At 72.1% G+C, this 20781-nt stretch carries 15 protein-coding genes and 2 pseudogenes; 10 read left to right on the top strand and 7 right to left on the bottom strand.

What is annotated here, in order from left to right; genetic code table 11:
- Window positions 1-427: 427 nt before the first annotated feature.
- Window positions 428-907 (top strand): annotated as a pseudogene (locus ACIQ6R_RS36285) (hemerythrin domain-containing protein); the annotation flags it as partial.
- Here the strand turns inward: ACIQ6R_RS36285 and ACIQ6R_RS36280 are convergent.
- Window positions 904-1362: a MarR family winged helix-turn-helix transcriptional regulator gene (locus tag ACIQ6R_RS36280; RefSeq protein WP_404226241.1), complete on the bottom strand. Its 459-nt coding sequence runs from the start codon at window positions 1360-1362 to the stop codon at window positions 904-906. The pseudogene ACIQ6R_RS36285 and the gene ACIQ6R_RS36280 sit on opposite strands and share 4 nt — an antisense overlap.
- Window positions 1363-1488: 126 nt before the next feature.
- Between ACIQ6R_RS36280 and hemB the strand changes: the two genes are divergently transcribed.
- Complete coding sequence (gene hemB / locus ACIQ6R_RS36275; protein ID WP_404226240.1) at window positions 1489-2481, top strand: porphobilinogen synthase; 993 nt, start codon at window positions 1489-1491, stop codon at window positions 2479-2481.
- Between the two features lie 49 nt (window positions 2482-2530).
- On the opposite strand, the gene ACIQ6R_RS36270 is transcribed toward hemB, so the two are convergent.
- Complete coding sequence (locus tag ACIQ6R_RS36270) at window positions 2531-3256, bottom strand: DUF4232 domain-containing protein (protein ID WP_404186722.1); 726 nt, start codon at window positions 3254-3256, stop codon at window positions 2531-2533.
- A gap of 211 nt (window positions 3257-3467) precedes the next feature.
- Here ACIQ6R_RS36270 and ACIQ6R_RS36265 point away from each other — a divergent pair, with 211 nt between their 5' ends.
- The 4 genes and pseudogenes from ACIQ6R_RS36265 to ACIQ6R_RS36250 all read left to right on the top strand — a co-directional run bounded on the left by ACIQ6R_RS36265 (window position 3468) and on the right by ACIQ6R_RS36250 (window position 7240).
- Window positions 3468-4748 carry a helix-turn-helix domain-containing protein gene (locus ACIQ6R_RS36265; RefSeq protein WP_404226237.1) on the top strand — a complete coding sequence of 427 codons (1281 nt, stop codon included), beginning with the start codon at window positions 3468-3470 and terminating at the stop codon, window positions 4746-4748.
- A 62-nt stretch (window positions 4749-4810) separates the two neighbouring features.
- Window positions 4811-4942: pseudogene (locus tag ACIQ6R_RS36260) on the top strand (SAM-dependent methyltransferase); the annotation flags it as partial.
- A gap of 101 nt (window positions 4943-5043) precedes the next feature.
- Window positions 5044-6327, top strand: a complete 1284-nt coding sequence (locus ACIQ6R_RS36255; RefSeq protein ID WP_404226234.1) for a PLP-dependent aminotransferase family protein — start codon at window positions 5044-5046, stop codon at window positions 6325-6327.
- Window positions 6328-6388: 61 nt separating this feature from the next.
- Complete coding sequence (locus tag ACIQ6R_RS36250; protein WP_404226232.1) at window positions 6389-7240, top strand: arylamine N-acetyltransferase; 852 nt, start codon at window positions 6389-6391, stop codon at window positions 7238-7240.
- On the opposite strand, the gene ACIQ6R_RS36245 is transcribed toward ACIQ6R_RS36250, so the two are convergent.
- Window positions 7229-8122 (bottom strand): helix-turn-helix domain-containing protein, encoded by an 894-nt coding sequence (locus tag ACIQ6R_RS36245; RefSeq protein ID WP_404226229.1) that lies wholly within the window; start codon window positions 8120-8122, stop codon window positions 7229-7231. The genes ACIQ6R_RS36250 and ACIQ6R_RS36245 overlap by 12 nt on opposite strands.
- The gene (locus tag ACIQ6R_RS36240; protein ID WP_404226226.1) at window positions 8119-8940 is read right to left on the bottom strand and encodes a peptidoglycan-binding protein; all 822 of its coding nucleotides are present in this window, start codon (window positions 8938-8940) and stop codon (window positions 8119-8121) included. Before ACIQ6R_RS36240 ends, ACIQ6R_RS36245 begins: the two co-directional genes overlap by 4 nt.
- 304 nt (window positions 8941-9244) lie before the next feature.
- Between ACIQ6R_RS36240 and ACIQ6R_RS36235 the strand changes: the two genes are divergently transcribed.
- Complete coding sequence (locus ACIQ6R_RS36235) at window positions 9245-9637, top strand: peptidase inhibitor family I36 protein (RefSeq protein WP_404186728.1); 393 nt, start codon at window positions 9245-9247, stop codon at window positions 9635-9637.
- A 90-nt stretch (window positions 9638-9727) separates the two neighbouring features.
- Here ACIQ6R_RS36235 and argS read toward each other — a convergent pair whose 3' ends face one another.
- On the bottom strand, window positions 9728-11494 hold the full coding sequence (argS, locus tag ACIQ6R_RS36230) for an arginine--tRNA ligase (protein WP_404186752.1): 1767 nt from the start codon (window positions 11492-11494) through the stop codon (window positions 9728-9730).
- Window positions 11495-11653: 159 nt separating this feature from the next.
- Here argS and lysS point away from each other — a divergent pair, with 159 nt between their 5' ends.
- The gene (gene lysS, locus ACIQ6R_RS36225; RefSeq protein ID WP_404226223.1) at window positions 11654-13393 is read left to right on the top strand and encodes a lysine--tRNA ligase; all 1740 of its coding nucleotides are present in this window, start codon (window positions 11654-11656) and stop codon (window positions 13391-13393) included.
- A 93-nt stretch (window positions 13394-13486) separates the two neighbouring features.
- On the opposite strand, the gene ACIQ6R_RS36220 is transcribed toward lysS, so the two are convergent.
- Entirely contained in the window at window positions 13487-13870 is a 384-nt protein-coding gene (locus tag ACIQ6R_RS36220) for a hypothetical protein (protein WP_404226220.1), read from the bottom strand.
- 86 nt (window positions 13871-13956) lie between these two features.
- Window positions 13957-17346 (bottom strand): ALF repeat-containing protein, encoded by a 3390-nt coding sequence (locus ACIQ6R_RS36215; protein WP_404226218.1) that lies wholly within the window; start codon window positions 17344-17346, stop codon window positions 13957-13959.
- 620 nt (window positions 17347-17966) lie between these two features.
- Between ACIQ6R_RS36215 and ACIQ6R_RS36210 the strand changes: the two genes are divergently transcribed.
- Both ACIQ6R_RS36210 and ACIQ6R_RS36205 read left to right on the top strand, forming a co-directional pair.
- On the top strand, window positions 17967-18467 hold the full coding sequence (locus ACIQ6R_RS36210) for a hypothetical protein (protein ID WP_404226217.1): 501 nt from the start codon (window positions 17967-17969) through the stop codon (window positions 18465-18467).
- Window positions 18468-18501: 34 nt separating this feature from the next.
- Window positions 18502-20715 carry a trypsin-like serine protease gene (locus ACIQ6R_RS36205; protein WP_404226214.1) on the top strand — a complete coding sequence of 738 codons (2214 nt, stop codon included), beginning with the start codon at window positions 18502-18504 and terminating at the stop codon, window positions 20713-20715.
- Window positions 20716-20781 lie beyond the last annotated feature (66 nt).

The raw sequence follows: 20781 nt of genomic DNA, 5'->3' as shown, positions 1-20781 counted from the left end.
GGGGAGACCGCGCCGTGCGCCCGAGCCAGGGTCACGCTCTCCAGGAGCGCGTACAGCGCACCGGGCGCTGGAGGCGGGCGGGGTCCGCGGCAGGCACGTCATCCCAGTCGCGGACGCGGTGCGTTGACAGACGCCGGGAGGGTGCGTGTAATGAGGGCGGTGCCGCGTGGCGCCGGTCAAAGAGCAGTGGGCCGGCCGGCGATCGGGCGAGCGCCCTCACCCAAGGGGTACGTGTTGAGTTCCTGCTCCGCGCCCTGACACGACGTAGCGCGTTCGCACGTCGTCGTCCTCTTCTTCTCTACCACCCTTCCGGCACCGTGCCGCACGCGCGTCGCGGGCTGCCGTCATGGAGACACGGAAAACGTATGCCCACGTCTTTCAACCAGTCCGTCATCGAGGAGTTCCGCGCCAACGCCGGTAAGGTCGCCGGCCCCTCGCCGACAAGCTCCTGGAGGTCCACACCTGGCTGCGGGGGCAACTGGCCCAGGTTCGGGCGGAGGTCGACGCGCACTTCGCCGCGCGTGCCTCGCACCAGGGGGCCGGTGCGCCGCCGGCGCCGGGGCTCGGGTTGCAGATCCGGCAGCGGTGCCTGGCGTTCTGTCAGGCGCTGGAGTTCCACCACGTGAGTGAGGACGGGCACCTGTTCCCCGGGGTCGCCCGCCACCATCCCCACCTGGCCGACGTCTTCGACCGGCTCGGCGAGGAACACCGCACGATCGCCCGCCTCCAGGGTGAGCTGGCGGCGCTGCTGGCAGGCATCCGGATCGCCGACCCGCGGCGTTTCCGTGCCGAACTGGCGGCGATGTCGGCGGAGCTGAACGCCCACCTCGACCACGAGGAGGAGACGCTGCTTCCGCTGCTGGCCGACGTGCCGTGGCCGCCGGCCGGGCCCCCGGCCGGGCCTTAGTGGTGCCAGGCCTTCCCGCCCGTGTTGTGGATGAAGCGCTGGAGCACCTTCATGGTGGTCAGGTACTCCTCGTCGGAGATGCCGGCGTGCCGTTCCGTCCACAGGTCGGTCTGGAGGGCCGCCGCCTTCTCGTAGAAGGCGCTGCCCGCGGGGGTGAGGGTCAGGTGGCCGTCGGGGGTCTGGGTGGTCCAGCCCTGTGCGATGGTCGCGTCGATGTCCGACTCCATCGTCTCCTGGCCCGTGGCGAGGTAGTTCCGCAGGAGGCGGGACACCTCGTCGCGGGTCTTCGGGGGGTCGGCGCGGGCGACCTGGCTGAGGACCCACCACTGGGGCTGGTTCGTGCCGATCCCGGCGAGGGCCGTGCGGGTCCGGGTGATGACGGCGTTGTAGGCGGCCCAGCTCCAGTAGCCGATGGGCTGCCGGATCAGTTCGGCGTCGGTGTGCGTGTACCGCATGGCCACTCCCTCGTCCGGTGTCTTCGAGAACGACCGTAGAACCTCGACCAAAGGTGAGGTCAAGCGTCGAGCGGGCCGACTCCTCGTCGGCAAAGGCACGGGTGGGGCGGGCGTAGCGTAGGAGGTATGTCGACGTACGGTTCCTTTCCCGGCACCCGGCCCCGGCGGCTGCGGAGCACCCCTGTCATGCGTCGGATGGTCGCCGAGACCCGGTTGCACCCCGCCGACCTCATCCTCCCGGCCTTCGTGCGCGAGGGCGTGATCGAGCCGGTGCCGATCGCGGCGATGCCCGGGGTCGTGCAGCACACCCGGGACACGCTGAAGAAGGCCGCCGCGGAGGCGGTCGAGGCGGGGGTCTCCGGGATCATGCTCTTCGGGGTGCCCGAGGACGAGAAGAAGGACGCCGCCGGGACCGCGGGGACCGACCCCGACGGGATTCTGCAGGTCGCCCTGCGTGACGTGCGGGCCGAGGTCGGGGACGAGCTGCTCGTCATGTCCGACCTGTGCCTCGACGAGTTCACGGACCACGGGCACTGCGGGGTGCTGGACGCCCAGGGGCGGGTCGACAACGACGCCACTCTCGAGCGGTACGCCGAGATGGCGCAGGTTCAGGCCGACGCGGGTGCCCATGTGGTCGGGCCGAGCGGGATGATGGACGGGCAGATCGGTGTCATCCGCGACGCGCTCGACCAGATCGGGCGGGAGGACGTCGCCATCCTCGCCTACACCGTGAAGTACGCGTCCGCCTTCTACGGGCCCTTCCGGGAGGCCGTCGGGTCCTCGCTGAAGGGGGACCGGAAGACCTACCAGCAGGACTCCGCCAACGCGCGCGACGCGATGCGGGAGCTGGCCCTCGACCTGGAGGAGGGCGCCGACATGGTGATGGTCAAGCCGGCCGGTCCCTACCTCGACATCGTGGCCAAGGTCGCCGAGGCCGTGGACGTGCCCGTCGCCGCCTACCAGATCTCCGGCGAGTACTCGATGATCGAGGCCGCCGCCGAGAAGGGCTGGATCGACCGCGACCGGGCCATCCTGGAGTCGCTCACCGGCATCAAGCGGGCCGGTGCGCGCAACATCCTGACCTACTGGGCCACCGAGGTCGCTCGCACCCTGCGCTGAGCGACCTGTGCCGGTCAGGCACACAGCGGGCGCGCGTCCCTGGATCCCTTCAGTACTCGAGCGCGTTCGAAACGCTGGTCTGCCAGTAGGTGACCGTCAGAGTGCTGTCGACGTACACGCCGCCGGAGGGCAGCTTGACCGTCGCGATGGAGCCGTCCTCGAACGGGATGGTGAGGGTGCTCGTGTCGTACCCGCCCTCGCCGCTGCCGTCGCCGGACGACAGCCGCACACCGGCGTAACCGGACTCGCCGGGCGCCAGCGTCGTCAGCGCCTGCGGCTTGCTGGACTCGGCGACGGGCGGCACCGACTGGGCCTCGCCGAACCGCGCCGCCGGGTACGTCGGCAGCGCGCAGGTCTTCGAGCCGGTGTTGGTGGCGGTCAGCAGCAGGTGGTTGATCGGGCGGGGCGCGTTCGCCGCGGTGATCCGCACGTGGGACGCGGAGCACTTCCCGACTACGTCCGTGTCGGATCCCTTGTCGGCGCCCGCGCCGGAACCGGAACCGGAACCGGAGCTGCCGCTGCCGGAGTTGGACGTGTTGCCGTTGCCGCTGGATCCGGAGGAGCCGTTCGAGCCCGTGGAGCCCTCCTTGCCGGTGTCGTTCTTCGCGCCGGCCTGGTCGGGCGCCGGCCGGCTGTTCTCGGCCGCCGGGGTGGAGGTGGAGGCCGCCGGGGCTCCCGTGTCCGATCCGTCGCTCTCGCAGGCCGTGAGGGAGAGCGCGGCCAGCGCGACCGTGGTGGCGGCGAACAGGCGGGTACGGGTGGTGCGTGCGGACATGGAAGTTCTCCTAGGGAGTGGCATTGAGGTGAGTCGCTCGACCGTTGGCCGGGAGCGGCTGCTTGGATGACCACAGCCTGGGCCCGGGGCCGTCCCAGTCGCCAGCAGCGCCGGGAGATACGGGATACTGGGACGCCGGGAACGGCTCTGACCTGCGGGAACGGTGTCCCTCTGGGATGCCGCACGGGGACACGGGAAGAGGGAGAGACGGGTGGCGGGGGACGACTTCGCAGTACTGCTGCGGGAACTGAAGGAGCGGTCCGGGCTCAGTTACGGGGCCCTGGGCAAGCGGCTGCACATGAGTGCGTCGACCCTCCACCGATACGTCAGCGGGGAGGTCGTGCCCACCGAGTTCGCCCCCGTCGAACGCCTCGCGCGCGTGTGCCGGGCGACCCCCGAGGAACTGCTCGAACTCCACCGCCGCTGGATCCGCGCGGACGCGCTGCGCGGCGTGAAGAAGGAGGAGACCGAGGAGAAGGAGACCGAGGAGGAGCAGGAGCAGACGCTGGCACCGCTCACACCGCACCCCCTGACCGCTTCCGGCGCCCCGACCGCCCCGCCCACGCCCCGCGAACCCGACCCGCCCCGTCGCCGGGTCCCGCGCGCCGCGCTCTACGCCGCGACCGGCGTCGTCGCCGTCAGCGCCGCCGTGGCGCTCGTGGCGAACCTCGTGTCGGGCACGGGCGACGACGGCCGGCGCGGTCCTGCCGGGGCCCTCGCACAGACCTCAGCGACGGTGTCCGGGACGGCCACCGGGCCGGCGTCCCCGAGCGCGAGCGCCTCCTCGTCCCCGTCCGTCTCCTCGTCCCGGTCCGGGTCCCGCTCCCCGTCCCCGTCCGCGTCCCCGTCGCGTCCGGGCACCGCCTCGCCCAGCCGCGAGGCACTCGCCGACGGCCCCGCGCTGGCCGTGTCGACCAACCCGTACCACTGGGACGTCCCCTGCGAACACGCCTTCCTGGTGGACCGCAGCCCGCAGAACGTGCTGCCGCCGCCCGCCCAGCGGGACGCCGTCGGCTGGGCCACCACCTACGGTGCGGTCTCCGCGAACCGGCAGATGGCCGTCCTCACCGTGCAGGGCACCGGTGAGGAGACGGTGGTCCTGCACGACCTGCACGTCCGGGTGGTGAGCAGCAAGCCGGCGCTGGACTGGAAGCAGTACGTGATGGGCAACGGCTGCGGCGGCGGGGTGACCCCCAAGTCCTTCGACGTCGCCCTCGACCTGGGCAACCCCCTGGCGATGCCCGTCTCGGGGCAACAGGACTTCCCGTACACCGTCACCGAGTCCGACATCGAGGTCTTCAACGTCAACGCGCACACCAGTGGCCACGACGTCAGCTGGTACCTGGAGCTGGAGTGGTCCAGCGGCCACCGGCACGGCGTCATGCGCGTCGACGACCACGGAAAGCCGTTCCGCACCAGCGCCTCCCGGGACGACTCCTACTACGCCTACCCCCTCGGCGGCGACGGCTGGGAGCTGGTCGAGGACGACTGAGGCGGGGCGGGGGCGGGGTGGGTGCGCAGGGCGGGTCGCCGCCGAGTCGGCGCGACGGCTGCACCGGCCTGCCGACCGCGGAGAACGTGCGCCGGATCGCCCAGCGCACCGCCCCCGGGTCACGTGTGGTCTACGCCGACAACGACCCGGTCGTCCTCACCCACGCCCGCGCCCTGCTCACCGGTGGCCCCGAGTACGGGGGCTGGTCCGCAAGGGCTGAGCGCCCGCGGTCGCACGGGTGTCCGGATCGCGGAAAGTCGCCTGTAGACGGCACGTACTTCCTTAGGGTGCGGGCATGACCGTGACTGAGAAGGTGTCCGCCCGGCCCGCCAGGCCCGCCCCGTCCGTCTCCCCGCCGCCGCTCGCCGCGCGGACCCGGTCGATCGGCGGTTCGCCCGTGCGGGACATCCTCGCCGTCACCGCCCGCCCCGAGGTGATCAACTTCGCGGGCGGGCTGCCGGCCCCGGAGCTGTTCGACGCGGAGGGCATCGCCGCCGCGTACCGGGACGTCCTCGCCGAGGTGCCCGCGCGGGCCCTGCAGTACTCCACCACCGAGGGCGAGCCCGTTCTGCGGGCCGCGCTCGCCGCCCGCACCTCGGCGCGAGGACTGGACACCGACGCCGACGACATCCTCGTCACCACCGGCTCGCAGCAGGCGCTGTCGCTCCTCGCCACCGCCCTCATCGAACCCGGCGACACCGTCCTCGTCGAGAGCCCCTGCTACCTGGCCGCGCTCCAGGCCTTCGGCTTCGCGGGCGCCCGGGTCGTCGCCGTGCCCGGGGACGAGGACGGGCTCGACCCCGCGGCACTGGAGGAGCTGGTGCTGCGCGAGCGTCCCAAGCTGCTCTACACCGTCCCCACCTTCCAGAACCCCACCGGCCGCACCATGCCCGCCGCCCGCCGTGCCGCCGTCGCCGAGGTCGCCGGCCGGTGCGGGCTGTGGATCGTCGAGGACGACCCGTACGGCGAGCTGCGCTTCGAGGGCGAGCGGGTGCCGTGGATCGCTTCGTACGACGGCGCCCGGGACCGGACCGTGCTGCTGGGGTCCTTCTCCAAGGTCATGGCGCCCGGCCTGCGCCTCGGCTGGCTGCGGGCACCCGACGGACCGCGCCGCGCCTGTGCGGTGGCCAAGCAGGCCGCCGACCTGCACACCCCGACCGTCAACCAGCTCGCCGCCGCCCGGTACCTGGCCGACCGGGACCTGGACGCCCACGTCGCGCGCGTCGCCGCCGCCTACGGCGCACGCCGGGACGCCATGCTCGCGGGGCTGGCGGACGCGCTCCCGGCGGGGTCGGCGTGGACCCGTCCCGAGGGCGGCATGTTCCTGTGGGCGCGGCTGCCGGAGCGGTACGACACCACGGCGCTGCTCCCCGGGGTGGTCCGGCACGACGTGGCGTACGTCCCCGGCGCGCCCTTCCACGCCGGTGAGCCCGACCGCGCCACGCTGCGGCTGTGCTTCGTCACGCAGACGCCGGACGAGATCGCGGAGGGGCTGCGGCGGCTGGGGGAGGGGCTGCGGGAGGGGCTGCGGGAGGCGAAGGGAGAGAGGCACAGGGAGAAGGCGTCGCGGGGGGCGTAGGCCCCTGGCCTAGGTCCAAGAGCCGAGGCGTGGGCGCCGCGCACGCGCTTACGGTGAGGCCATGCCTGACAGCGCACGGACGACGACGGACTTCGACCTCGACGCATACCTCGACCGGATCGGGTGGGAGGGGGAGCGGCCCGCCGCCGACGCGGACACGTTGCGCGGCCTGCAGCTCGCGCACATGAGGGCCGTCCCGTTCGAGAACCTCGACGCCCTCGCCGGTACGGCGCCCTCCCTCGAACTCGCCGACCTGACGGCCAAGCTGGTCCACGGCCGTCGGCGCGGCGGCTACTGCTACGAGCACAACACGCTGTTCGCGGCGGCCCTGGAGACGCTGGGATTCCGGGTGACCCGGCTGACCGCCCGGGTCGTCGTCGGTGCGGACCGCTTCGAGGACCGCCCGCGCACCCACATGGCCCTCCTGGTGGAGATCCCCGGCGACCCGCGGCCGTACCTGGCCGACGTCGGTTTCGGAGCCATCGGTTCCCTCCTGGAGCCGGCGCCGCTGACGGCGGACACCGAGTTCCACGACGCCGGCCGCCGGCACCGGCTGGTGCACGTACCGCACCGGGGGCCGCTGGAGATGTGGGTGCTGGAGGCGTACCGGCAGGCGTCCACGGGCGGTTGGGAGGCTCAGTACGCCTTCACCCTGGAGCCGTTCGAGCGGTCCGACTACGAGATGATCAACTGGCACGTCGCCACGAACCCGCGCTCCCCCTTCTCCCGGCGCCCCTACGTACAGCGCCTCATGCCGGACCGGCACGTGCTGCTCGACGGCGACCGCGTCACCGAGACCCGCGACGACGGCACGGTCACCGAGCGGAAGCTGACGGACGAGGCCGAGGCCCGCCGGGTGCTGGTGGAGGACTTCGGCATCGACGCGCCCGAGGGCCTGACGCTACTGGGATGAGGGCGGCCGGGAGGTGCCGGACGGCCGCACGCGCGCGTCGACGCACTCCCGTTCGCCGCCGTCGGACGCCGCCGGCCGGAAGCACGCCCGGACGACGTCTCCCGGGCGGGTCGCCGTCATGACGGTGTAGACGTAGGACTCCGCGTCGACGTCGTCCTGGATCTCCGCGCGGCGGGTCGGGCCGCCCGCCGTCATCTCCAGCCGGTCGCCGACGCGCGTGCCCCACATACGGGCCCAACTGGCCCCGCACCTCTCGCTGTAGCGCACCTCCAGCCGGGCACCGCTGGTGGTGCGGTGCGTGGTGAGGGTCTCGGGGCCGGCCCCGCAGACCATGTGCATCGGGTCCTGGCCCTCGCAGCCGGTGCCTCGGCACCGGGGGCCGGCGACGGGCGGGGAGGAGGACGAACGGGGCTCGCCCTCCCGGTGCGGGAGCAGGAGGAGCGCCGACGTGAGGCCGCCGACGGTCACGGCGCACACCGACACCAGCACCGCCACGAGCCGGCCCCTGCCGCGGGTCGGCCGCCGGGTCGGTCGCCGGCTCCCGGTCGATCGCCCGGCCCCGGTCGGCCGCGTCGCCTCCCGCGGCCGCGGCCGCGGTCGCGGTCCGGGAGGGGCGGGAGCGGGTGTGGCGGCTTCCCCGGCGCGTCCGCTCCACTCCGACTCCGCGATCTCCCACAGCGCCAGCAGCCGCCCGTCCGGTTCCCGGGCGAGCCGGCACAGGTCCTGCACGGCCTGGCGCGGTGGCATGGTCCTGCCGTTGAGATAGCGCTCCCACGACGACTTGCTGTACGCCGTGCGCTCTGCCAGCCCCGCCAGGCTCAGCCCCGTACGCGCCCGCAGCTCCCGCAGTGCCGTGGTCAGCCGGGTGCGCGCCGGCGTCACGTCGGGGCCATCTCCCGCAGCGCCTTCCAGGTGTGCGGGCCGACGATGCCGTCCACGACCAGCCCGTCCCGTTTCTGGACGCGCTTGACCGCGCGCTGCGTCAGCGGGCCGTAGATCCCGTCGACCTCCCCCGGAGAGAGGCCCGCCCGGCGCAGCAGACACTGCGCCTCGGCCACCTCCGGCCCGGCGTGGCCGTACGCCAGGATGGCGTCCTGGGTACGGCTGTTGCCCGCGTACCAGCGGCCGGCGGCACGCTCCATCCGGCAGGAGTACGTGACCGGGGACCGGGAAGCCCCGGCGGTGGTCGGGGCCGCCGCCCGGCCGCCGCGGTCACCCTCGCCGTCGCCGGAACCGGAGGTGCCGGTGAACCGCACGGCCAGCACGAGCGCCGCCGACACGGCCAGCACCAGGGTCACCGTCCCCGCCACGACCGCGACGCGGTGCGACCGCCCGTGCGGCCGCTCCTCGTCGGGCTCGGGCCCCGGCCCGGCCGGCGTGCTCCCGGACTCGGCCGGCGTGCTCCCGGACTCGGCGGGCGGGGCAGCGCGCGGCTGTCCCCACCGGTCCGCGGCGATCTCGTGCAGCGCCAGCAGCCGGGTCGGCTCGTCGCCGGCGACCCGGGCCATCGCCTCGACGGCCTCCCGTGGCGGCAGCGATCTGCCGTTCAGATACCGCTCCCACGACTTCGCGCTGTAGCCGGTCTTCGCGGCCAGTTGCCGCATGCTCAGGCCGCCGTGGTCCTTCAGTCTGCGTAAGCGCACCACCAACTGGCGTACGTGCGGGTGCAGTTCGGTGGGCAGCTCTTTCCAACGCGACATGTTCCCCCACTCGCGTTCGGGTTCGCCGGTCTGGTCCCCGTTTCCCCGGGCCCATTCTGCATCAGCGACCACGACCCACACCCGGCCGCGGTTCCCGCGCCCGTACGGAATCGGCCACAGCCCGCCTCGGCCCGTCCCGCCGCACCGACTCGGCGGTCGGCGTCCCCGCAGGTCAGCGGGTGGGACGTCCCGTCCCGGCGTCAGTTCCGCGGCAACTGTGGAAGCCCCGGCCCGGTGTCCCGCAGTCTCGTTGTCGGGCCGGTCCGTACGGGTCGGCCCACCCGGACCTCGAAGGGGGAACAGCATGCACATCACCAGGAAGCTCGCTGTCGTCGCCAGTGGCGTCGCCATGACCGGTGGTCTGCTGGCCGGCGGCGCGGGAAGCGCCGGAGCGGCACCGACCGCGCCGGCGGCACCGACGGCGGCGAAGGACTGCCCGTCGGGCTGGTTCTGTGTCTGGGCCGGGCAGAACTACACCGGCCGGATGCAGAAGGTCGCCGGCAAGAACGCGGACCTGACCAAGTACTCGGTCTTCCAGGGCTTCAAGTCGTGGTACAACCACGGCGCGTCCTGCGACTTCAAGTGGTACTCGGCGAAGAACTACGGCGGGTCCAGCGGCATCATCCCGAAGGGATACAAGAAGAGCGACAGCTCGTACCACTACATCAAGTCCAACACCTGGGTGAACTGCCGCTGACCCGCGGCCCCGACCGACCGCCGAGACCGCCGCGGCCCGTCCTCCCTACGGGGGAGAGGACGGGCCGCGTGCCGTGTGCCGGTGCAGGTGTCAGAGCCGCTCGGGCGTCCGGATACCCAGCAGAGCCATGCCCTGGTGCAGCGTGCGGGCCGTGACGTCGGACAGGAACAGGCGGTTCTCCGCCACGTCCCGCGGCGGTGCCGGCTTGATCACCGGGCACTTGTCGTAGAACGACGTGAACAGGGACGCCAGCTGGTAGAGGTACGCCGTCAGCTTGTGCGGGGCGTACTCGCGGGCCGCCTCCGCCACCGTCTCCGCGAAGGCGTCGAGGTGCAGACCGAGGGCGCGCTCCGCCTCGTGCAGCTCCAGCTCCGGGTGGGCCCCGGGGCGTACGTCGCCGGCCTTGCGCAGGATCGACTGGATCCGGGCGTAGGCGTACTGGAGGTAGACGGACGTGTCGCCGTTCAGCGAGACCATCTGGTCCAGGTCGAACTTGTAGTCGCGGTTGGCCGACGTCGACAGGTCCGCGTACTTCACCGCGCCGATGCCCACCTGGGTGCCCCGCTCGGCGATCTCCTGCTCGGAGAGGTCCTGCGCCTTCTCCCGGACGACGGCGGACGCGCGGTCGATCGCCTCGTCCAGGAGGTCGACCAGGCGGACCGTCTCGCCCTCACGGGTCTTGAACGGCTTGCCGTCCTTGCCGAGGACCGTGCCGAAGGCCAACTGCTGCGCCGTCACGTCGTCGTTCAGCCAGCCGGCCCGGCGGGCGGTCTCGAAGACCATCTTGAAGTGCAGCGACTGGCGGGCGTCGACCACGTACAGCAGCGTGTCCGCCTTCAGGTGGAAGACGCGGTCGCGGATCGCGGAGAGGTCGGTGGCCGCGTAGCCGTAGCCGCCGTCCGACTTCTGCACGATCAGCGGGACCTGCTTGCCGTCCGGGCCCTTGACGTCCTCGAAGAAGACGCACAGCGCGCCCTCGGAACGGACGGCGACGCCCGACTCCTCCAGCAGGCGGCAGGTCTCGGCCAGCATGTCGTTGTAGCCGGACTCGCCGACGATGTCGGGGTCGCGGATCTCCATGTCCAGCTTCTCGAAGACGGAGAAGAAGTAGATCTTCGACTCGTCCACGAACTTCTGCCACGCGGCGAGTGTCTTCGGATCCCCGGCCTGGAGGTCGACCACCCGGCGCCGCGCCCGCGTCTTGAACTCCTCGTCGGAGTCGAAGTGCCTGCGCGCGGCCTTGTAGAGGCGGTCGAGGTTGGACATCGCCTCCTCGCCGCTCACCTCGCCGGCCTCGTGGTCCAGCTCGTGCGGGTGCTCGTCCAGGTACTGGATGAGCATGCCGAACTGGGTGCCCCAGTCGCCGATGTGGTGCCGCCGCACGACGTGCTCGCCGGTGAACTCCAGCAGCTGGACGACGGAGTCGCCGATCACCGCGGAACGCAGGTGGCCGACGTGCATCTCCTTCGCCACGTTCGGCTGGGCGTAGTCGATCACCGTCGTGCCGGGGTGCTCGGCGTGCGGGACGCCGAGGCGGCCGGTGTCGTCCGCGTACCGCGCGGCGAGGTTCCCGGTGATCGCCCGGTCGCCGATCGTGATGTTCAGGAAGCCGGGCCCGGAGACCTCGACGTTCTTGATCAGATCGCCGGTGACGAGGTGCGAGACGACCTCGGTGGCCAGCTCCCGCGGGTTCGCCTTCGCCTTCTTGGCCAGGGCGAGGATGCCGTTGGCCTGGTAGTCCGCCCGGTCGCTGCGTCGCAGCAGCGGGTCCGTGCCGGCGGCCTCCGGCCGGGTGGCCGTGAGCGCGGACGCGAGGTGCTGCTGGACGGAGTCGCTGAGGGACGTGACCGAGGCCATGGAGTGGCTGCCGTTCTGCTCGGGTTCCTGGAGTACTACGGAAGCCGAGTATCCCACGCGGTGAAAAGCGGTTTTCGCGGATGCGGGCCGGGCTGGGAGAATGGAGCGGTCAGCCGTGCGACCGTCCGGCTGCTCAGCAGAACTTTCAGGGAAGAGGACGTGCCGATCGTGGCTCAGAGCACAGAGACCACCGACTGGGTCTCCCGTTTCGCGGACGAGGTCATCGCCGAGTCGGAGCGTCGTGCCCCGGGCAAACCCGTCGTCGTCGCGTCCGGACTCTCCCCGTCCGGTCCCATCCACCTGGGCAACCTGCGCGAGGTCATGACCCCGCACCTGGTCGCCGACGAGGTCCGCCGCCGGGGCCACCAGGTGCGGCACCTCATCTCCTGGGACGACTACGACCGCTACCGCAAGGTGCCGGCCGGTATCGCGGGCGTCGACGACTCGTGGGCCGAGCACATCGGCAAGCCCCTCACCTCCGTCCCGGCCCCCAAGGGCTCCGCGCACCCGAACTGGGCCGAGCACTTCAAGGCCGCGATGGTCGCCTCGCTCGCCGAGATGGGCGTGGAGTTCGACGGGATCAGTCAGACCGCGCAGTACACCTCCGGTGTCTACCGCGAGCAGATCCTGCACGCCATGAAGCACCGGCGGGACATCGACGCGATCCTCGCCCAGTACCGGACCAAGAAGGCTCCCGGGAAGAAGTCGCAGAAGCCCGTCGACGAGGCCGAGCTGGAGGCCGCCGAGGGCTCCGGCGCCGCCGCCGAGGACGACGGCTCGGGCTCGGCCGCCGGATACTTCCCGTACAAGCCGTACTGCGGCAACTGCGAGAAGGACCTGACCACGGTCACCTCCTACGACGACGACTCGACCGAGCTGACCTACGCCTGCACCGACTGCGGCTTCTCCGAGACCGTCCGGCTCGGCGAGTTCAACCGCGGCAAGCTGGTCTGGAAGGTCGACTGGCCGATGCGCTGGGCGTACGAGGGCGTGATCTTCGAGCCGAGCGGTGTCGACCACTCGTCTCCCGGATCGTCGTTCCAGGTCGGCGGGCAGATCGTCGGCATCTTCGGCGGCGAGCAGCCGATCGGGCCGATGTACGCCTTCGTCGGCATCAGCGGCATGGCCAAGATGTCCTCGTCCAAGGGCGGGGTGCCCACCCCGGCCGACGCGCTGCGGATCATGGAGCCGCAGCTCCTGCGCTGGCTGTACGCCCGCCGCCGGCCCAACCAGTCCTTCAAGATCGCCTTCGACCAGGAGATCCAGCGGCTCTACGACGAGTGGGACCGCCTCGACGCCAAGGTCGCCGACGGCGGCGCCCTGCCCGCCGACGTCGCCGCCCACTCGCGCGCCGTCCGCACCGCCGCCGGTGAGCTGCCGAGGACACCCAGGCCGCTGCCGTACCGCACGCTCGCCTCCGTCGCCGACATCACCGCCGGACACGAGGACCAGGCGCTGCGCATCCTCAGCGAACTGGACCCGGCGAATCCGCTGCGCGCGCTGGAGGAGGCCCGCCCGCGCTACGACAAGGCCGAGGCGTGGATCAACACCCACGTCCCCGCCGACCAGCGCACCCTCGTGCGCGAGGAGCCGGACGCCGATCTGCTGAAGTCCCTCGACGATCAGGGCCGGGCCTCGCTGCGGCTGCTGCTCGACGGGCTCGCCGAGCACTGGTCGCTGGACGGGCTCACCCACCTCGTCTACGGCGTGCCCAAGGTCCAGGCGGGCTTCTCCGCCGACGCCACGCCGAAGGAACTGCCGCCGGAGATCAAGACCGCTCAGCGGTCCTTCTTCGCGCTGCTGTACCACCTGCTCGTCGGCCGCGACACCGGCCCGCGCCTGCCCACGCTGCTGCTGGCGGTGGGGCAGGAGCGGGTGCGGCGTCTGCTCGGCGAGTAGACCGCGTCGCGCGGCAGGGGCGCCCGGCGAACGCCGGGCGCCCCTGCCGCGCGGGGCGCGACGCGTTCCCTCACCCCGCCCGCCCCTACGAGGTCAGCGGGTCAGCGCGAAGCCGGCGAACAGGGCGCCGACCACGCAGAAGGCGAGGAAGGCATGGTGACTGCCCGGGATCTTGATGTGATCCGTGGGCTCGCCCTTGCGCCATCGCTCGAACACCTCCCGGAACAGCGCTCTCTGCGGAAGCAGGCCGAGCGTCAGGCCGATGTGGGCGCTCGAGTACATGACGAGCGCCTCGGCCAGGCCGAAGCCCTGGAGCCGGCAGACCACGACCAGGACCGCTCCGCCGGTGACCATGGTCACCGGATAGGCGATACGGAATTTCCGGAGGGGTATCCAACTGCCCAGGAGGCAGCTGGACAGGGCGGTGGACGCCGCGGCCAGCAGCCACAGCCATGCGATGGGTACGGACGTCAGCATGGTGCCCTTCTGTATGGGGTGTGGGACCGGCCGACGAGGACGGCCCCCACCCCGGCCGCGATCAGCGATCGGCGCTCATCCCGTGATCACCCGAAAAGGGAACCCAGCGTACCGGTGATGGGCGAGATGATGTCGCTGCCGAGCTGCGTGGCCCGCTTGGCGACGGGCGACACCACGCCGTCCAGCGTGGCCCCGATCCACTTCGACTGGCCGAACGTGAGCAGCCCCAGGCCGGTTCCGACCAGGGAGCCCGCGAACTCGGAGCTGTCGAAGCCGTACTCGATGCCGGTGAACAGCGTGCTCAGCGCGGCCGACCCCACAGAGACCCACCCGAGGACCGCCGCCGCGCCGGCGACGAACGGTGCGGCCGGACCGGTCCACGGCGCGATGAAGGCGGCTCCCGCGGCGAGGAAGCCGGAGCCGATGCTGATCCAGTTGAACGCGTCGGCGTAGAACTTGGCGTCGTTCCACCACTCGTCCTTGTCGCCCGCGCTGCCGCCCGAGTTGGTCTTGTCGTGCGTCGGGCTGTCGGCCGGGTTCCTCCCCTCCTCCTTGGCCCGCCGGGCCGCCTCGGCGGCCTGGCGGGCTGCCTCCGCTGCCTCCGCCCTGCGCTTCTGCGTGACGATACGGCGGGCGTCGGTGGCCGCGGCCGCCGCCGTCCTCGCGTCCTGGCCCGCGGCGATCGCGGACTGGCGCGCGCTGTTGGCCGAGGCCTGGGCGCTGTAGGCGGAGCGCACGGCGCTGCGCGCCGAGTCGATGGCACGGTTCGCCGAGTAGTTGGCCGAGCGGCCCGCCTTGCGGGCCGTCTCCGCCGCGGTCTTCGCCCGGTTCGCGGACGCCTGGGCGGCCTGGGCCGACTGGTCCGCGTCGTCGGCGTACGCGTCGGCCTTCGCGGCGTACGTGTCGGCCCGCTTCGCCGAGGCGATCGCCTTGTCCGCCCAGTCCCTGGCCTGGTCGGCCGCGTCGCGTGCCTCCGCCGCCGCCTCCGAGGCGCGTTCCGCGTTCTCCTGTGCCCTGTAGGCGATCTTCGCGGCCGCCGCTATCGCACCACTGATCGCGGCGATGTGCGTGGCGGAGTCGTAGTCGAGCTGAGCCGACTTGTGCTTCACGAGGGTGACGAAGTTCCGCCGCATCCACGTCGGGCCCTCCAGGGCGACCTGCGCGTACGCCTTGGTGTAGATGCCCCCGGAACTGAGCAGGGACGAGGTGGCGACCCCGTCGTCGTCCAGCAGCGCCTCGGGGTAGGTGCGGTCGAAGAAGTCCTGCAGTGCCTGTGGCGTGTTCGTGTCGAGCGCGGCGTTGGCCGCGGCCTTGACGGCCGACCCGGGCTCCGCGGCGAGGATGCCGGCGATGGTGACGCGGCGGTCGTCGGCCACGGCCTGGAGCAACCCGTCGGTCAGGAAGGCCCGCACGGCGCCGTCGGTCTGGCTCGTCAGCGCCGTGTGGGCGGCGTTTCCGACGTCGGGAGAGCCCACCTCCGCCATGTGCAGGGCCGTCTCACGGTCGTCCTGCTCCTTGGCGAGGGACCGGTCGGTGTCGATCCAGGCATGGATGTCGGCGTCCGTGCCGGCCAGTGCGAACTGGGCGGCCTCCCGCGACCAGGAGCCCGTCGAGGCCGCCACGCCCATGGCCGCCTTGCGGCCCAGCGTGGCGGCCAGCCCCAGGTCTCCGTCCGCCAGCGCCTTCTCGGCGCTCGCGATCCGGTCCTTGAGGGCCTGCGCGGTCTGCTGGTCCTGGGTGCGCCGGTTGGCCAGCGCCGCCCGTTCCTCCGCCTCCAGCCGGGCGAGCAGTGCGGCCTCCGCCAGGCCGTCCTGTCTGTCCTCCTCCAGCCGCGCCAACTCCGCCTCCTGGGCCGCCTGGTGCACGGCCTCGGCGTCCAGGACGGCCTGGGTCGCGGTCTCGGCGGCCTTGATCGCCTCGCCCGCGTGCGCGGTGGACTTGTTGGCGTAGTCGAGGGCCTGTCCCGCGTACTTGACCGCTTCCTCGGCGGCGTCGGCGGCCTTGTCGGCGTGCGCCGCCGCCGAGTTGGCGGCATCGCGTGCCGCGCGGGCGGCGGAGGCCGCCTTGTTGGCCAGGGCCTGTGCGGTGGAGGCGGCGTTGGTGGCGCGGTTCGCGGCGCTGTTCGCGATCGCGGCCTGGCGCTTGGCCTCGGCGGCCTCGGACTGGGCGACACCGGCGGAAGAGGCCGCGCGTGCCGAGGCGCTGGCGGCGGCGGCCGCGTTGCGGGCGGCGGACGCGGCGGCGGAACCGGCTCCGGCCGCCTGCGAGGCCGCTGTGGCCGCGTAGTCGGCGGCCTTGGCCGCCGTACGGGCACGCGCGGCACCGTTGCGTGCCGCGATGGCCGCGTTCTTCGCCACCTCGGCCTTGTTCTCGTCCTTGGAGGCGGCGATGGCCGCGTTGTACGCGTGCGCCGCGGCACTGCCCGCGTTGGCGGCGGCCTGAGCCGCGGCGGTCGCGGCGAACGAGGCGCGGCGCGAGGCCGCGACCGCGGCCTGCGAGGCGCCGATGGCGTTACGGGCGGCCTTCGCGGCACCCTTGGCGGCGCTCGCCGCCTTGCGGGCCGCCGAACCGGCCTTCGCCACGTCGTCCTTGGCCGCGTCGGCCTCCGCCGCGGCCTTCTCGGCCGCGTCCTTCGCCTTCTCCGCGGCGGCCTTGGCACGCTCCGAAGCCTCGACGGCGAGGTCGGTCTCCACCTGGGCGTGCTTGCCCTCGCGCTCCACGACGGCGACCAGTTCCTCGATCGTCGAGGCCTCCTGGTCGCGAGCGCGCGCGATGTGCTGCCCGGTGTCCAGGAACCACTCGACCTCCTGACGGCTGCCGCTGAGCGCCCGGTTCGCGTACTTCCGCACCTCCGGGCCACCGGCCATCATCATGGTGGAGATCTGAACCCGCTGGTCCTCCTCGCGGGCGACGTACCGGCCGGTGGTCAGGAAGTCCGTGAGGGCCTGCTCAGTGCCGGCGTCCAGGGCCGCGGACGCCTCGCGCCTGACCCCCTTGCCCCCGGTGGCCGAGACCGTCGACGTGGCCACCTGGAGGTCTTCCAGCAGTGCGGGCTTGAAGCCGCCGCCGAGGAAGGCGGACACCGCGCTGTCCCCACCGTCCAGGGCCGCGGACGCCTCGCGGCGCAACCCCACCCCGGATCTGACGAGGTAGGAGGAGACCGCGACGCGGTTGTCCTCCGCCACGACCTTCGGAAGGGTCGTGGTGACGAACGTTCGGATATCGGTGTCCGTGCCGTACAGCGCCTCCGCGGCGGCGGCCTTGGTCGCCTTGCCGCCGGTGAGCCATGCCCTGACCACCTCCGCCCGCTCGGTGTCCGGCAGTTCGAACGGCCTGGGCGGTTCGTCGGTCGCCGTGGCCGTGGCCGTCGCCGCGCGGGCCGGCGGGGCCAGCAGCACTCCGGGGGTGGCGGCGACGGCCGTGACGGCGCCGAGGGTGCCGAGCAGCCGTCGCCGGCTCCAGAACACTGTATCCATAGGAATGTCGTCCTCCAGGTAAGTGCCGTGCGGCACTCGACGAAATCAGTCGTGACGCGATCTCCTAGCCATTCATATTTCTTAGTGGTCGTCAATTACCGGAACGGAGATGAGGGTTGCAGGACGCTCTTGGTGCCACTTTTAAGCCTCCAGTCGAGGCGATATCCGACTTCTCCGTAAACGCCGTGCGGCCCCCTCGGGCGGATGTATTCGAACCATGTGAAACTCGGGCTGTGGATCTTCACAGACTCCCCATAATTACCATCACAACCTTCCGGTGAGGTGACGGGAGTCACAACAGTGTGCCGAAGTTACGTCCACTTTCGGATGGTTGGCGATGTGGACAGGCGGTGAAGAGCCGGGATTGCATGGGGCACGAGCGGCTTTCACAGAGATATGTGCGAGCCGTCTCTCCTTTGCGCGTTACGGCGAAGTGGAAACCCTCGTCCGGCGGTTTCGTCGTCGAGGGCGCTATCCGGCCTGACGTGTCATCGGATTGCCGTCCCCGCTCTTATGCAATGTTTCGGCGGGGGGACGGGACGGACGACTCTAGGAGCGCGATGAAGGCCCGTACCGAATCTTCGGAATTCACGAAGAAAAAGCAGGGGAAGAGATTCCTCGTGCGCACCCTGGCCGCCGCGACGGCCGCCGGCGCCTTGGCGTGGGCGGCCCTGTCGGGCGCGCTCACCGACGCCGCTCCCTCCCGGACCGGTGCCGCCTCACCGGTCGCCGACGAGACACCCGGCTACGCGGTCGAGGACTTCAACTACCCCGACGCGGACCGGATCCTGGCCGAGCAGGGCATCCTGCTCAAGCGAGGTGACGGGCACATCACGCTGGTGGACTGCGCCAGCGGCACGGGCTTCATCGAGGTGCTGGCACGGCGGAACTCCGGCAAGGTGGTGTGCTTCAAGGTCGTGGGGGACTCCGGCCGGCTGACCCTGGAGATGCCTGCGGTCCATTCCATGAAGGGCAACGACTACGACACCCAGGTCGACATGACCGTGGGTGACGAGGAGAAGTCCTTCGACCTGGAGAAGAACACCTGGACCGGCGTCGGCGAGAGCGTGGACGAGCAGGGCCGCGAGTACCTGCTCGTCGAGATCCGCGCCGTCAAGTAGCCGACACGTATCAGGAACAGAGGACACGACCTTGATGCACTCCATCAGACGCTCTCACCTCGTCGCGCTCGGCGCGTCCCTGGCGGCCGGGTCACTCGCGCTGTCGGTGACGCCCGCGGCCGCGGTGACCGGCCCCGCCACCCCGGCGGGCGACACCACTCACGCGTACGCCGCACAACTGATCGTGGGCGGCCACGACCGTGGCTGCTCCGGCGTTCTGGTCGATGCCGAGTGGCTGCTCACCGCGGCCAGTTGCTTCGCCGAGAACCCCGCGGAGAGTCTCGCGGTGCCCGCGGGCAAGCCCGCCCTGAAGACCACGGCGACCATCGGCCGCGCGGAGCTGACGAGCACCACGGGCGCGGTCCGCGAAGTCGTCGAACTCGTGCCGCGCACCGACCGTGACGTGGTCCTGGCCCGGCTGAACCGACCCGTCACCAACGTGGCCCCGGTCTCCCTGGCGACGACCGCGCCCGTGGCGGGCGAGGAACTGAAACTCGCCGGGTACGGCCGCACCGGGACCGACTGGGCACCGCTCGACCTGCACACCGGTGCCTTCTCCGTGGACACCGCCGACACCGCCACCACCGCGGTGGTCACCGGCAAGGACGGCGCCGCCGCGTGCATGGGGGACACCGGCGGCCCGTTGGTCCGCACCGGCGGTACACACCAGCTGGTCGCCCTGGCCAGCCGCTCGTACCAGGGCGGCTGCTTCGGCATCGACGAGACCGAGACCCGCACCGGCGGAGTCGTCGCCCGCGTCGACGACCTGGCCTCCTGGGTGCGCTCCAAGACCGGTGCCAACCGCATCACCGACTTCAACTGCGACGGCGCCGAGGACATCGCCGTCGCCGACCCGCAGGCCACCGTCGGCGGTGACGCCAAGGCGGGCCTGGTCCGGATCGTGTACGGCGGGGGCAAGGGCACCGCCGGGATCTCCCAGGACCTCGGCTGGGTGGGCGGCGGCTCGGAGGCCAACGACCAGTTCGGTGAGGCCATCGCCACCGTCGACTACGACCAGGACGGCTGCACCGACCTGCTGGTCGGCACCCCCCGCGAGAACCTCGGCAGCGCCGTCGACGCCGGAATGGTGGACCTCCTGCACGGCGCCCCCGGCGGCCTGGGCACGGGAGCGACCAAGGACACCAACTTCCAGCAGGCCACCGGCAACGGTTCCCTCTCCGCCTCGACCCCCGAGACCGGTGACCTGATGGGCGCGGCCCTCGCCGCCGGCACCTCCGCCGCCGGTGATCCCTTCCTGGTGATCGGCACACCCGGTGAGGGCCTCAGTGGCGCCGCCAAGGCGGGCGAGGCGTTCTACGTGAGCCGCGGCACCAACGTCTCCGTCCACCAGGACAAGCTGAACGTGCCGGGTGCCGTTCAGGCGAACGACGGCTTCGGCGCCTCCGTCGCGGCCGACGCCAACCACATCGCGATCGGCGCCCCCGACGAGAGCATCAACGGGGACAACACGGCCGGCAACCTCGTGGTCTTCTCCCACGAGCTGAACTCCGAGAAGCGGCCCACCCCGCTCTTCGGCCTCGACCAGGACCTGGACACGGTCTCCGGCGGCGCCGAGGCCGGAGACCGCTTCGGCGCGGCCCTGGCCCTGGCCCCCTACCGGCCCTCGGGTTCGGCGAGGGCCGACGAGTCGATCCTCGCGGTCGGCACACCGGGTGAGGCCCTGAACGTGGATGGCGTCAGCAAGGCCGAGACGGGCGCCGTCCTCACCTTCCGCGTCACCGCCTCCGGCACCTACACCCAGCTCAACGGCCTCTCCTCGGGCACCGGCGACGACGACGTGTCCGGCACCTCCGAGGCCGGCGACCACTTCGGCTCCACCCTGACGGCCGTGAACACCGCACCGCGGGCGGTCAGCACCGAGGCGACCATGAAGCTGGCCGTCGGTATCCCCGACGAGGCACTCGGATCGGTGCCGAAGGCCGGCGCCGTGCACGTGTTCTCGCTGCTGGGCTCGCCCGGCGCCAACGACAAGTGGGTGGAGTCGGGCGACGGCGACGGCATCCCCGGGGCCCCCGGAGCCGACCAGCGGCTCGGTTCCAGCATCCACTTCACCGGCACCCGGCTGTACGTCGGCATGCCGTACGGCCCGAGCGGCACCGGCGCCCTCCACGCTCTGCCGATGTCCAACGTGACCCTCGGTGAGCCCACCGCGCCGGTCACCGTGTACCAGCCGGGACAGGGCGGACTCCCGCCGACCGGCACCGCCTTCGGCTACGCGGCGCGCTAGTACCACGGCACCGTGAAGGGGCGCCCGGTGAACCCGCCGGGCGCCCCTTGCCGTCGTCCGCACCGC

Source organism: Streptomyces sp. NPDC096048 (genome assembly GCF_044763415.1).
Taxonomy (GTDB): Bacteria; Actinomycetota; Actinomycetes; order Streptomycetales; family Streptomycetaceae; genus Streptomyces.
The sequence above is the reverse complement of the archived record's forward strand: the minus strand, read 5'-3'. Positions and strand labels throughout refer to the sequence as shown.

Excerpts from the sequence above, each read along its gene's own strand:
- ACIQ6R_RS36215 (WP_404226218.1), bottom strand. The coding sequence starts at position 17,346 with ATGGATACAGTGTTCTGGAGCCGGCGACGGCTGCTCGGCACCCTCGGC.
- ACIQ6R_RS36280 (WP_404226241.1), bottom strand. The coding sequence starts at position 1,362 with ATGCGGTACACGCACACCGACGCCGAACTGATCCGGCAGCCCATCGGC.
- hemB (WP_404226240.1), top strand. The coding sequence starts at position 1,489 with ATGTCGACGTACGGTTCCTTTCCCGGCACCCGGCCCCGGCGGCTGCGG.
- ACIQ6R_RS36250 (WP_404226232.1), top strand. The coding sequence starts at position 6,389 with ATGCCTGACAGCGCACGGACGACGACGGACTTCGACCTCGACGCATAC.
- ACIQ6R_RS36255 (WP_404226234.1), top strand. The coding sequence starts at position 5,044 with ATGACCGTGACTGAGAAGGTGTCCGCCCGGCCCGCCAGGCCCGCCCCG.
- argS (WP_404186752.1), bottom strand. The coding sequence starts at position 11,494 with ATGGCCTCGGTCACGTCCCTCAGCGACTCCGTCCAGCAGCACCTCGCG.
- ACIQ6R_RS36240 (WP_404226226.1), bottom strand. The coding sequence starts at position 8,940 with ATGTCGCGTTGGAAAGAGCTGCCCACCGAACTGCACCCGCACGTACGC.
- ACIQ6R_RS36270 (WP_404186722.1), bottom strand. The coding sequence starts at position 3,256 with ATGTCCGCACGCACCACCCGTACCCGCCTGTTCGCCGCCACCACGGTC.
- ACIQ6R_RS36235 (WP_404186728.1), top strand. The coding sequence starts at position 9,245 with ATGCACATCACCAGGAAGCTCGCTGTCGTCGCCAGTGGCGTCGCCATG.
- ACIQ6R_RS36205 (WP_404226214.1), top strand. The coding sequence starts at position 18,502 with ATGCACTCCATCAGACGCTCTCACCTCGTCGCGCTCGGCGCGTCCCTG.
- ACIQ6R_RS36220 (WP_404226220.1), bottom strand. The coding sequence starts at position 13,870 with ATGCTGACGTCCGTACCCATCGCATGGCTGTGGCTGCTGGCCGCGGCG.